The sequence below is a fragment of the Pirellulales bacterium genome (genome assembly GCA_035533075.1).
Lineage (GTDB): Bacteria > Planctomycetota > Planctomycetia > Pirellulales > JAICIG01 > DASSFG01.
On the sequence record DATLUO010000101.1, the window covers coordinates 1 to 12,123 of the forward strand.

Genomic DNA, 12,123 nt, shown 5'->3' on the forward strand with positions numbered 1-12,123 from the left:
CATCGGCGCTACCGATTGCCGACCGAGGCCGAGTGGGAATACGCCTGCCGGGCCGGCAAGAGCGAGGCGTATCGCTGGAGCGCGCGGCGCACGCCGGACGACAAGTCGGGCGAAGCGGCGGGCATCGAGCCGGCGCTCGCCGTGGCCAAAGTCGGGAGCTATCCGGCCAATGCGTTTGGGCTTCACGACATGCGGGGCAACGTATGGGAGTGGTGCGGCGACTGGTTCGACCGCACGTATTACGGCCGTTCGCCGCTGGACGATCCGCAGGGACCCGACCGGGGCTACCTCAAGGTCGTGCGCGGCGGCGACTGGATTTTCGTGGGCGAGCTTTGCCGCATCAACTACCCCATCATGTCTCCCTGGCAAAAAAGCCCGTTTGTGGGTTTCCGCGTCGTGTGCGAGGTGGGAGAATAGATTCCGTGCCATGACTGAAGACAGGCCCGAGCGAGAACCTGAACTGACGCCGCGGGAAGTCCGGCAGTGGGCCGAGTTCTGCTGCTGGACCACGCTGGCCTTGGCCCCGTTCCTCTATTGGGTCAACGGGCCCGCCGTTTCCACGGACCAGTTTGCCGTCAGAACGGCGCTGGTCGCGCTGGCGGCCGCGGGCGCCATCGGCCTTCGCCTCTTCGCCTGGCGCAGTCGCGGCCGAAAGTAGGAATCCAGCCCTCATCAAGTAAAGTACTCTGCCTGTTACGGCGAGGTGGTCAATTGCATCTCCGCCCGCACGGCGTCCATGGGGCCGTCGACTTCATCGACGCTGTCTTTGAAGAGATCGCCCAAGACCGTGGAAACCCGCGAGCTGCGGACCGATCTGGTTTACCGCCTGCGCGTGATCGTCGACAACGACGACGGCATGCTGCGGCAAGGCATGCCCGTGACGGTGACCGTCGATTTACGTCCGCAAAAGTGAGGCATCCCGGCCTGCCAATGCGGATATGCCTGCTCACTTGCTTCTCGTTTGGCTTCGCGACGGACGTGGCGCGGCGCGGTTACCGGCAGAACGGCCCGCTTCATTCCGTCGATAAGCTCCCTGATGGGTGCGATAAACCACATCTTCGTAGTCGCCGCGTTTGGCAAAGTAGACTGCTTGTTCCTCGACGCGGTCGGACCTCAACGCCAGCGGTTCGCTGCTCAAGCCGTGGTGGCTGCGCCGATACCGGGGAGCCGGCAGAATCGCGGCGTGCCCGGACCGGCGTCCGGAGTTCGTGCCTTCCATGTCTTTGAGCAGCGTCTCGGCCGGATTGGGTTCGCCGCCGTCGGGCACCGGCCCTCGTCCGCGTCCGATGGGTATCTCGCTGCCGCGGCGCCGGATCCGGCCGAAGCGAGGCTCCCCGAATCGCGGCGTGGGAGCAATGCCGCCCGAAATGCCCAGGTCGGTGCCGAATCCGTTGACGCCGGGCGATTGCTGGATGGTGTTCCCCCTCGGGCCCGGCAGCATGGTGCCGACATGCGCTCCGGGAGACGACGGGAACGTGCCGATGCCCACGCCGCTGCCGGTGAAGCCGGATCCGGCCGCTCCGGCGCCCATTCCGAAACCTGCGCCGTTAGCGCCTCCGGCCCCCATTGCAAATCCTCCGGGGGCAGCCCCTCCCATGCCGACTCCGCCCGGTGCTCCGGGGGCTATCTGGCCGAAACTACTGTCGCCGCCAAGCAGTTCCAACGCGGACGCTAAAACAATCGTGGTGAGCCACTTCGATGTTGTGACGTATCGCACGTTTTGCTCCTCAATCAACCTTCCCAATCATTCTACGCCCGCCGAGCCGCAACACAAACTCACCGGCATCAATCTGGTTGGTTGAACCTGCGGAGCTCCGCCGCGCTTCCACGTTCTCGGAGGCTTCACCGTCAGAAACCACCCGCGGACGTGCGGCTCCACAGATCGTAGCCGACCCACATCAGGCAGGCGTCGACCAGAAAGTGGCTGAGCCAGGCGCCGTAGAGCGTGCCCGTGCGGTGATAGAGCCAGGCCCAAAGCGCCCCGCCCGTCGCCACGCAGAGCGAGAAAAACCAGGTGAACGGGCCATAGCCCGACAGGAACTTGCCCACCACCAGCACGTGATGGGCCATGAAGCCGAGGCTGGAAATGGCGATGGCCGCCGCCAGCGGCAGGCTCTCGCGAAGCTGCCCGAACACGAACCACCGCCAGTAGTATTCCTCGGCCAACGAATGGACCAGGCAGATAAAACCGGCCAAGACGAGAAAGCCGCCGAGCGAGGCGACGCCGAAGTCGCTCATTTGATGGGCAATGGCCCGCGGCGCGTCGGCCATCACGGGAGCCGTCCGCAAGTAACCATAGTACAGCCCAAACATGGCCGCGACCGCCAACATGCCCAGCACGGCCCCGGCGCCGAGTCCCGAAAGCGAGGGTCGTACGACGGCAATCTTCCGCCGCTCGAACAGCACGACCCAGGCGATGGGAAAGGCGAACTGCACCACTTTGCTGACCACATAGACCGCGCGGGTGATCGGGCTGCCGGAGAGAAGCACGAAGTAGGCCAGCGTGCCGATGGTCGGCAGCGCCAGTGCGAAGCACATTGCCGCGAACTGGGCCGCTCGTGCTGCGGGCGTTGCTGTCGGATCGTTGGTCTGCATGGGAGGGTTCAGGGTTCAGGGTTCGCGGTTCAGGGTTCAGGGTTTCCCGGCGCGCCGGGATTCAGGTTATGCTCACGGGCACGAGCGGTCAAAGTAGACGTGCGGAGGACGCGCTCTTGCGTTACGATCAAAGGTCGGTCGGACGGTAGGCAGAGGGTCAATTCTCAATTTGCAATCTTCAATTTGCAATTTGCAATTTCCCCCAACCCCAACCCCCGAGTCCCGAACCCTGAACCCCGAACCCCGAACCCCGAACCCTATGCACCCCACCAACCTTGCCGCGCCTCTGGCCGACTGGCCGATCGTCATCCTCTTGCCGGTCGAATGGGGCAACCACGATGCGCTGCAGCACGTGAACAACATCATCTATTTCCGCTGGTGCGAATCGGCCAGGATCGAATATCTGGAAGAACTTGGGCTGTGGGGCATGATCGAGAAGGACCGGGTTGGCCCGATCCTGGCGGCGATCGGGTGCAACTACCGCCGGCCCGTGACCTATCCTGATCAGATCCAGGTGGGGGCACGCATTACCAGGCTGGGGCGCACGAGCTTTACGATGGAACATCTGATCTACAGCGAGGCCCAACAGGAAGTCGTAGCCGACGCGAGTTCCACCGCGGTCGTGTTCGACTACCGCAGTCAGTCGCCGATTCCCATTCCCGACGCCATGCGCCGCAAGATCGAACAGATGGAAGGCAAATCGCTGTCGTCTGACGTCACGCGTGCTCCTTGAAATACTCGTCGCTGGCGACGAAACCGGTGATGAGACTTTCATTCGTGACCCCGGCGGCAAACTGTCCCAGCCAAAACTCCAACCCCGCTTGATCCGGCTGGCGGCCGAGGTAGCGCATGAAATCATCGGTGATGCGTTGCGTTTCGCGTTCCGCGCCGGCCGCAAAGCCATAGGCAATGTCGGCCCGGTCAGCGCCGGCGGCAAGTTCAGCCAGCCAGAAGCTTTGGCCGGATGCATCCGCAGGTCGCCCGAGCAGGTCCCGATACATGGCGTCGATCCACGCCTGATCGGTTCCGCCGGCGCGCGCGTAGAACTCGGCGGATCCGATAAAGCCGGCTTCCAGCCGTTCGTCGGTCAAACCGTGATTCTGCATCTGGTCGGTCCAGTAGGCCAACCCGCCCGGATCGGCGGCACGGTTCAGATAGCGCTCGTAGGCCGGCGCGATGATGATCAGCCCGAAATACTCGGCGCTGTGGTCGATGGCATCGGCGACCGCCGAGCGGGGCTGCCCGGCGGCAAGCTGATTGCTCCAATAGAGCAACCCCGACGAATCGACGGGCCGCTCCAACACATCCCGATAGGCCGCTTCAATGAAAAGCTGATTGGCCGTCGGCGCCACCGTGGCCGTGGCCGTCGCGCTGGCGGTGCTGCCTCCGTCGTCATGCACCGTCACGACGACCTGGTAGCTGCCCGGTAGCGCGTAGTCATGGCTGCCGGCGATTTGCAGCGTCGTGCCCGACACGAGCAGCGTGCCGCCCGTCAAGCTCGTGTCGTCACCCCAGTCGATCGTGGCGGAATAGTCGGCGGCTGGTTCCCCGCCGCCATCGGTCAGGGTGGCGAGCACGAGAGGGTCGGCCGCGCCGCCGGAGGGCACTTGGACGCCGAGCGGCGACAGCGCGAGCGGAGCGTCGGCGACGTTGGCCGTGCTGGCGGCGGTGCCTTGTGCCCCGCCGACGTTCTTGACGGCCACCGTCACGGCCGCCCCTTGCGTTTCCTCGCTGTAGAGATGGGAGCCGAGCACGACGAATTCGCCGCCGGCCGCCGTGGTGACGGTGCCCGTCGACGCTTGGCCGTCGCCCCACAAGATAGTGGCCGAGTAGTCCGCGACGGCGCCTCCGGATTGGGCAAAGGTGGCAACCGGGCCGCTGAAGGCAGTCCCTTCGGTCGCGGCGATGGTGATGCCCTGCGGAGTGAGCGGCGGGTCGGCCACATTGGCCTGACTGACGACGGTCAGTCGATCGAGGGCGACATTGGTGACGACGACCGTAAAGTGCGTCGTGCCGGCCTGCTGGAACGTGTGCGTGGCGCCGATCGCAAATCCACCGCCGACCGCGGGTGCCACCGTACCGGCGCTGGTCGTGCCGTCGCCCCACTCGACCAGGGCGGAATAATCTGCGGGGTTGGTGCTCGAATCGTCGCAGGTGGCCACAATACCACTGAAGGCCGCGCCTTCGAAGGCGGCGATGGTCGCCCCGGAGGCCACAAAGTGCGTGCTGGCGACGTGGACCGAAGCAGGCACGATCGTGCCGCCGCCGCCAATGTCGTTGACTTGGATCCTGATCTGCAAGCCAGCCGCCGGCGCGGTGTAGGTGTGCGAGCCGCTGACCACATAGGCGCCGCCGGGCGCCGCAAGAACGGTGCCCAGGCTCGCTCCGCCGTCGCCCCAGCCGATCGTGGCCGTGAAATCATGCAGCGGGGCACCCACATTCAAGTCGGTGAACGTGCCTACCGTGCCGCTGAACAGCGCGCCCTCGGTGGTCGCAATCGTCAGCGGAAGTCCGGGCGTCAGCGGCGCATCGACCACGTCGGCCGTGCTGGTGGCGGTGGCGCTGCTGCCGGCGACGTCGCGGAGGGTCACGCTCACTTGCCGGGCAGCTTCCTCGGCATAGAGGTGGCTGCCGCTGACGACGAAGCCTCCCGCGGCGGCATGAACGGTGCCCGTCGCCGGCGCGCTGCCGTCGCCCCAATGGATGGTGGCCGTGAAGTCGGCGGTCGTGGCATTGGGATTGGCATCGCTGAACGTGGCCACCGCGCCGGCGAAGGTGACGCTCTCGGTCGCGGTGAAGGTCGCGGCGTGGGCGGTGAGCAAGGCGTCGCCGGCGTTGGCTTGCGAATCAGCGGTGGCGGTGCTGCCACCGCGATCGTCGATGGTCACGGTTATGGGTACGTTCGCCGCCGCTTCGGTATAGGTGTGGCTGCCCATCACGACGAAACTGCCGGCGGCGACCTGCGAAATCGTGCCTGCCGAGGCCGATGTGCCGTCGCCCCAATCGACGGTCGCGGTAAAGTCGGCGGTGGTGGCATTGAGGTTTGCATCGGTGAAAGTCGCCACCGCGCCGCTAAAGTTCTGCCCTTCCGTGGTGGCGATCGTCGCGTCGGCCGCCGTCAAAGGCGCGTCGGCAACCGTGGCCGCGCCCGCGGCGGTGGCCGCGTTGCCGCCTCGGTCGCTGATCACAACGATGATGGGCAAATTGTTCGCATCGTCGGCATAGACGTGGCTGCCGGTCACGACGAAACTGCCGGCGGCGACTTGCGAGAGGGTGCCTGCCGTGGCCGACGTGCCGTCACCCCACTCGATGGTGGCCGTGAAATCGGCGGCCGCGCTCAGCTTGTTCGCGTCGTTGAACGAAGCCACGCTTCCGGCGAACGTGCCGCCTTCGGTCAGCGACAAAGTGGCGCCGCTGGCCGACAGCGTCGCGTCGGCGACGTCGATCGCCGTGTCGGCGGTCGCGTTGGCGGTGCCTGGGGCGATGTGACGCAACGTGACGTGGGCCGTGTCATTTCCCGCCTCGGCATAAACATGGCTGCCGCTCACCGTGAACGTGCCAGCCTGGCCGGTGACGTCGGCGGTCGTCGTTTGCCCGTCGCCCCAATCGACCGACGCCGAAAAATCGCTGGCCGGATTGCCGGAATAGCTGTCGGCAAAGGTTGCCAGCAAGCCGCTCAGCGTTTGGCCCTCGGTGGCCGAAAGGGTCGAGCCCTGACCAGGTCCCAGCGGCGTCAACGTGTTGGCGTCGGCCACCGTGGCGCCGCTGGTCGCCGTGGCCGAGGCCCCGCCGAGGTCGTGGATGGCGACGACCACGGCATCGCTTACATCGACGAACGCATGGCTGCCGCTTACCGTGTAGTGACCGGCCGAGCCGGCGATCGAAGCCTGGGTGGTGCCGCCGTCGCCCCAGTCGATCGTGGCCGAATAGTCCGCCACGTCGCCGCCGCCGGGATTGGTGTCGGCAAACGTGGCCACCGGACCGGTGAACGTCTGACCCTCGCCGCCGGCGATCGTCACGCCCGCCGCGGTCAACGGATCGTCGGCCACGTGTACGCTCGAAGTCGCGGTGGCCGTGCTGCCGCCGGTGTCGTCGATGGTGACCATCGCCGCGTAGGTTCCGCCGATCGTATAGGTGTGCGTGCCGGCCACGGCGAACCCCGGCGTGCCGGGACTGCCCGATACCGTACCGGTCGTGGTCGCGCCGTCGCCCCAGTCGATCGTGGCTTGGAAGTCGCCCGCGGCGCCGAAGGCGCTCGCATCGTCGAAGGTGGCGACGGTGCCGGAAACCGCCTGGCCCTCGGTCGAGTGCAACGTTGCGGCGGTCGCGGCGATCGGCGCGTCGGCGACCGCGGTCGTCAGCGTGGCCGTTTCCGAGATGCTGCCGGGCGGAAGATCCGCGATCGAAACCACGGGCGAATACGTTCCCGCTTCGAGGTAGACGTGCGTGCCGCTCAACGTAAAGTGTCCGTTGGGTCCGCTGACGGAGGCGGTGCTGACCGTGCCGTCGCCCCAAGCGATCGTGGCCGTGAAGTCGGCGGCCGGCGCGGCGTAGGTATCGCTGACGGTGGCCACCTCGCCGCTATAGGTTTCGCCTTCGGTCGCGGTGAAGGCCGCGCCGCTGACGGAAAGCGTGCCGGTGTCGGCCACGGTAATCGTGGTTTGGTCCGTGGCGATGGCCGTGCCGCCCACGTGATCGACCGTGACGCTGAACGGAAAACGGCCTTCGCCGACATACGTATGGGCATCGAAAACCACGAACGCGCCGGCCGCCCCCGTGATGGTGCCTAGGGTCGTGGTTCCGTCGCCCCAAACGATTGTGGCCGCCAGCTCGCCGGCCGTCGTGGCGAGATTGCTATCCACGACCGTGGCGATGGTTCCTATGACCGGGGTGCCTTCGGTGGGCGCGATGCTCGCCAGCGTCGCGCCGAGCACGTCGATATCGACCACGCTGGCCGGGTCGTCGATCGCGGCCTGGCTGCCGCCGACGTCATTGATTGTGACGGTGGCGGTCATCGAGCCGGCCTGCGCGTAAGTGTGGCTGCCGACCACATTGAACCCCGGCGCGCCGGGACCAGCCGCGGCCGACACGATGCCGGCCGACGACGTTCCATCGCCCCAGTCGATCGTGGCCGTGAAGTCGCTGGTAGTGGCGTTCGGATTGGCGTCGGTAAACGATGCCACGCTGCCGCTGAACGTCGCGCCCAGCGTGGCTGCGATGCTCGCTTGCGTGCCGGTCAACGGCGCATCGGCCACGTTCGCCTTGCCGGCGACGGTGGCACTCGCGCCGTCGAAGTCGCGGACGATGACGCTCACCGCCTCGCTTGCTTCGTCGGCGTATGTTTGCGTGCCGAGCACCGAGAACTTGCCGCCGCCGAAAGAAACCGTGCCCGCGGCGGTCGTGCCGTTGCCCCAGACGATCGTGGCCGTGTAGGCGGCGGTCGATGTGTTGCCGTCGCCGTCGGTGAAGGTCGCGACGGGGCCGCTGAAGGCGGCGCCTTCGGTGGGCACGATCGTCAAGCCGGTCATCGATAGGCCGGGCGAGGCCACGCTCGCCACGGCGCCGGCGTTGGCGGTGTTTCCCACCGGGTCGCGGATCTGGATGGAGATGTTTTTCGGGCCGCCAAACATGTAGGAGTGGCTGCCGCTGACGGCAAAGCCGCCGGCCGTAAGCGAGGTGACCGTGCCCGACGCGCTGGTTCCGTCGCCCCAGTTGATCGTGGCCATGAAGCTGCCGAGCGGGAAGCTTTGCGCGTCGGAAAAAACGGCCAGCGTGCCGTTGAAGGAGACGCCCGTGGTGGCATCGACGGCCGTCCCCTGCGCGGCCATGCTGACTCCTTGGGCGCTCACCAACGCGCCCAGCAGGCCATGCTGGCCGCCGTCGCTTCCCGCGGAGAAGAACAACTCGTTCGGATTGCCTACGGTATTTCCATTGCCGAAACTGAGACCGCGCAGACCGTCGATGGTCAGCGGCGAGCCGGACGGCAGCGTGAGCGTTCCCACCAACGTTCCCGACTGCGGATCGAAGGCATGGATCAGTCCGTCGCCGTTGTTGGCCACGAGCAGGTCGTTGCCGAAATCGCCGAAGTTCGAGGGCGCCAGCGCCATGCCCCAGGGCGCGTTGAGCGGCTGGCCCGCGATCAGCTCTTTTTGCAACACGCCGTTTTGATTGAAGACGTCGACGTAGCCGTCACCCGCTCCGGCCACGGCGTTCTGTCCGCCGGCGTCTTGTTGGGCATAACTGACGTAGAGTTGGCCGCCGATGTTGACGACGTTGTAGGGCGCGAATCCGGCGGGCAGGTTGGGATCGTTGAATCCGCCCGATGGCATGACCGGCTGAAACGTGGCGTTGAAGACGTCGATGCGGTCGTCGTGAAATTCGGCGGCGTAGAGGAAGTTTTGCCCGCCGTTGTTGCCCAGGGCCAGGCCGGTATAAACGGCGCCGCTGGTGGCGGCCGCAAGCTGGGCCTGCGTCGAGGGAGCGGGCGGCGGCACGTCCGTGTTCCAGCCGCTGATTTGTCCGCCGGTGGCGGCGAACAGAAACGAGGCCGGCCCGCTCGATATTCCCGATTGCACGCTGAAGTCGCTGGTGCCATTGGTGACGACCCCGGTTTCGGCTCCTCCGGGAACGGTGACCACCAGCGAGTTGGCCACAAAAGCCGATCCGCCCACGGCGCCGTCGTACTGGGTGGCGACGCCCGTGCCCTGGTCGGCGACCCACAGGTTGCCCCCGCTGCTGCCCAGCGCCATACCCCAGGGGTTGACCAGGTTCGCGTCTTGGATGAGTGCGGTGTTGGCCTGATCGCTGACCAAGTTCAAGGGCAGGAAGCCGCCGGTGAGCAGCCAGCGCGGCTCAAGCGTTTCGGGCATGCGTTGCCCGGCGCGGCGGCGCAGCAGACACCGTCGAACGCGCGTGCGCTGTGCATCTCGCCAGGCAGTCATCTGCGGCGCCTCGGAGGGCGTGGTGGGTCAAGCGGCGGGTCCTGCCCCCGTCAATGCCGTAAAGCCTACCGACAACCGGCCAGCGGGGCAAACAAAAAGCGACCCGGCGGGAGGATTTCCCGCCTATTGCCGCGTTTGGCGAGCGGGTGGTCCCGCTCCCGTAGCCGCGTCGGCAGCGATGCGCAGCCCCAGGTTCCATCCCCGATAAGTCTTATACTCCTGCCCCCGGGGCGGTGGAATGGAAGTCAACGCCAATGCGAGCCGCGGATTGTCTCCCAGCCGGTCAGAGGCGGCCATTCCATAATACCGGCAGTCCGACGTCCACTCCCAAACGTTTCCCAGGATGTCGCGCAGCGCAAACGCATTGGCTTGCTTTCCCGCGACCGCGTGAGGAGCGTCGGATGATTCGTCGGCGAGCCATCCGTATTTTGTGGGTTGCGGCTGATACGCTGTTTCCGCTTGCTGGCCGGCCAAAAAACAGTACGCGAATTCCTCCTTCGACGGCAGCCGGAAGCGCCACGGACCGGCCGGCACGAGTTGGTTCAGTTTGTCGACAAACGCCTGGCAATCGTCATAGGCGACGAAGGCGATCGGCAGGTCGTCGGCGCGGGCTTGCTGTTCCCAAGGCACCGCCCCCATCACGGCAATCCACTGCCGTTGCGTCAACTCGGTCTGACCCAGATAGAAAGACCCAACTCGCCCATCGGAGCTCGCGGGAATTCTGACCAGACGTAGCGTGGTCTTCGGCGCCAGCACAATATCCACATATTTGTCGTCTCCGGCGGCTGGACCGGCAAAACCGATCGGGCCGGCGTCTTCGACGCGTTTCTCGGCCCGCGTCTTCATCAGGCCCGTGAGCTTGGGCAGGGCAAGCACGTACCAAAAGGCGGCTCTGCGGCGGCAAGCTGGGCGTTGGTTGCCCTCAGCGACCTCGGCGAGGTCCCACCAATTGTCGCCGACCGCCAACTGACGTTCCGCTTCCGCTTCGCTCTCAAGATCGGCGAGCGCGGCATCCCGCAACTTCCCTTGCGATGACTTAGCCAAGTGCTTCAAGCCGGCCGGCCAATCGTTCATCTCGAAGCAGAGGTATTTACCGAGCGTCTCGTTGGCGGAAGCGTCGTCCGGGTCGTCGGCCAACTCGCGCCTTGCCTGCGCCAGCACCCGTTCTCGCGCGTCGTGCAGCTTGCGCTGCTTCTCCAGGTCCGCACGCTTGTTGGCGACCTGCTTGCGGAGGGCCGGATCCTTGACGCGCGCGGCGACGGTCTGGGCCGCCTTGGCGGCGCGCTCGCCCAGGTCGTAACGCGCGGCCCGCGACAACTCGTCGATCAGGTCCATCGCGCCGTTCACCAGCGCGATTCGCGCGTCGTTCGCTCGGACCGTCCGGGCCGCTTCTTCCAAGGTCTTGATCTTGGCCGCGGGGGCGTCGAAGACGAAGTAGCGGGCCAACGTTTCGTGGGCATCAAACGTCAACCGCAGGTCGCCTGCCCTGGCAGACAGATCGGCCGCGGTCGAGATCAATGCGGCCCGCTCGGACGGATCGGACGTTTCAGCGACGGCGGCCAGCAGTGCCCGCGCGGCCGCCGCCTTGTCGTCGCCCGCCAGTTCGCGTTCGTACGTCTCGCGAATCAGACGTTCGGCCTTGCCCAATGCGTCCGCGCTCGGCAGGGCCAGCCTGGTGGGGGCGGCCGCGCGGGTGTCCTTGGGCGCCGCGTACCTGGTTCCCTCGTCAATTCGCTCGGCCTCCGTCGACGCGGCGACGGAAGCCGGCGCCGCCGAACCTGGCGGCGGCGAGTCGACGATCTGCGGCCCGGCGTTTGGCGCCACTTGTGCGTCGGGCGCGCCCTGCTGGCCATCAGTGACCTTTCGATCGGTGCCGGAGCCCCCTGCCGCGGGCATCGGCGTCGGGTCGCTTGAGGAAACCGCCGATTTCGTTTCGCCACCGTCCTGCGCGGGAGAGTCGCCCGGCGTCCGCGCGTTTTCCACCTTTTCATCCACCTCGTGCGCGGGTACCGCGGGTGGCCCGGCCGCGGCTCTGCTTTGAGTGATTGACGGAGCGACCGTCTGCGTCGATACCTGGCGGCCGCTCTTGGCACTTAGCCAGACGACCATCGACACGACCAGCAGCATTCCGGCGGCAACGACGGCCGGAGCATGCCAAACCGGCCGCCGCTTCCGGCCGGTCCCTCGCAACGACGGCGAGATTCCGTGCCTCTGGCCGGTGTCGATCGCGGCGAGCAACTCTTCTCCGTCGGTCTTGGTGCTCGGGCCGGCGGCAGAATCACGCATCGCGACCGCCGACTCGCCACGCAGCTTTTCGTCGTAGGCCGACTTTTTGTGCGCGTCGAGCAGGCAAATCTTGGCCGCGGAAAGCTCGTTGAGGATCTTTTGCGACAGCGCGGAGTTCTGGCCGGTCTGGTAGTTCCGCACATGCGCCATGCGCTGATCGGCCGCCGCCTCGATCACGTCGGGGTCGTCCTCGAACCGCTCGACGCCCAGCAGTCGGTAATGGTTCGGCGGCTGGTACTTGGGCGGAATGCCCAGCCATTTGCGATAAGGATCGAAGCTCTCTCGCATGGCTCCTTCGGTT

The 12,123-nt window shown here is 66.4% G+C and carries 8 protein-coding genes; 4 read left to right on the forward strand and 4 right to left on the reverse strand.

Going from position 1 to position 12,123, the window contains the following annotated elements; genetic code table 11:
• The 3 genes from VNH11_13450 to VNH11_13460 all read left to right on the forward strand — a co-directional run.
• A partial coding sequence (locus VNH11_13450) for an SUMF1/EgtB/PvdO family nonheme iron enzyme (protein HVA47369.1) occupies positions 1 to 417 on the forward strand: 417 nt, incomplete at its 5' end.
• A gap of 10 nt (positions 418 to 427) precedes the next feature.
• Positions 428 to 658: a hypothetical protein gene (locus VNH11_13455; protein ID HVA47370.1), complete on the forward strand. Its 231-nt coding sequence runs from the start codon at positions 428 to 430 to the stop codon at positions 656 to 658.
• A gap of 129 nt (positions 659 to 787) precedes the next feature.
• The gene (locus VNH11_13460; protein ID HVA47371.1) at positions 788 to 913 is read left to right on the forward strand and encodes a hypothetical protein; all 126 of its coding nucleotides are present in this window, start codon (positions 788 to 790) and stop codon (positions 911 to 913) included.
• 33 nt (positions 914 to 946) lie between these two features.
• Here VNH11_13460 and VNH11_13465 read toward each other — a convergent pair whose 3' ends face one another.
• On the reverse strand, positions 947 to 1,531 hold the full coding sequence (locus VNH11_13465) for a hypothetical protein (protein ID HVA47372.1): 585 nt from the start codon (positions 1,529 to 1,531) through the stop codon (positions 947 to 949).
• A gap of 317 nt (positions 1,532 to 1,848) precedes the next feature.
• Positions 1,849 to 2,595 carry a CPBP family intramembrane glutamic endopeptidase gene (locus VNH11_13470; protein HVA47373.1) on the reverse strand — a complete coding sequence of 249 codons (747 nt, stop codon included), beginning with the start codon at positions 2,593 to 2,595 and terminating at the stop codon, positions 1,849 to 1,851.
• Positions 2,596 to 2,854: 259 nt separating this feature from the next.
• Between VNH11_13470 and VNH11_13475 the strand changes: the two genes are divergently transcribed.
• Positions 2,855 to 3,328 (forward strand): thioesterase family protein, encoded by a 474-nt coding sequence (locus tag VNH11_13475; GenBank protein HVA47374.1) that lies wholly within the window; start codon positions 2,855 to 2,857, stop codon positions 3,326 to 3,328.
• Here the strand turns inward: VNH11_13475 and VNH11_13480 are convergent.
• Positions 3,312 to 9,536: a TIGR03118 family protein gene (locus VNH11_13480; protein HVA47375.1), complete on the reverse strand. Its 6,225-nt coding sequence runs from the start codon at positions 9,534 to 9,536 to the stop codon at positions 3,312 to 3,314. The genes VNH11_13475 and VNH11_13480 overlap by 17 nt on opposite strands.
• A gap of 123 nt (positions 9,537 to 9,659) precedes the next feature.
• Entirely contained in the window at positions 9,660 to 12,110 is a 2,451-nt protein-coding gene (locus VNH11_13485) for an SUMF1/EgtB/PvdO family nonheme iron enzyme (protein HVA47376.1), read from the reverse strand.
• Positions 12,111 to 12,123 lie beyond the last annotated feature (13 nt).

Excerpts from the sequence above, each read along its gene's own strand:
- VNH11_13455 (HVA47370.1), top strand. The coding sequence starts at position 428 with ATGACTGAAGACAGGCCCGAGCGAGAACCTGAACTGACGCCGCGGGAA.
- VNH11_13465 (HVA47372.1), bottom strand. The coding sequence starts at position 1,531 with ATGGGCGCCGGAGCGGCCGGATCCGGCTTCACCGGCAGCGGCGTGGGC.
- VNH11_13470 (HVA47373.1), bottom strand. The coding sequence starts at position 2,595 with ATGCAGACCAACGATCCGACAGCAACGCCCGCAGCACGAGCGGCCCAG.
- VNH11_13475 (HVA47374.1), top strand. The coding sequence starts at position 2,855 with ATGCACCCCACCAACCTTGCCGCGCCTCTGGCCGACTGGCCGATCGTC.
- VNH11_13480 (HVA47375.1), bottom strand. The coding sequence starts at position 9,536 with ATGACTGCCTGGCGAGATGCACAGCGCACGCGCGTTCGACGGTGTCTG.
- VNH11_13485 (HVA47376.1), bottom strand. The coding sequence starts at position 12,110 with ATGCGAGAGAGCTTCGATCCTTATCGCAAATGGCTGGGCATTCCGCCC.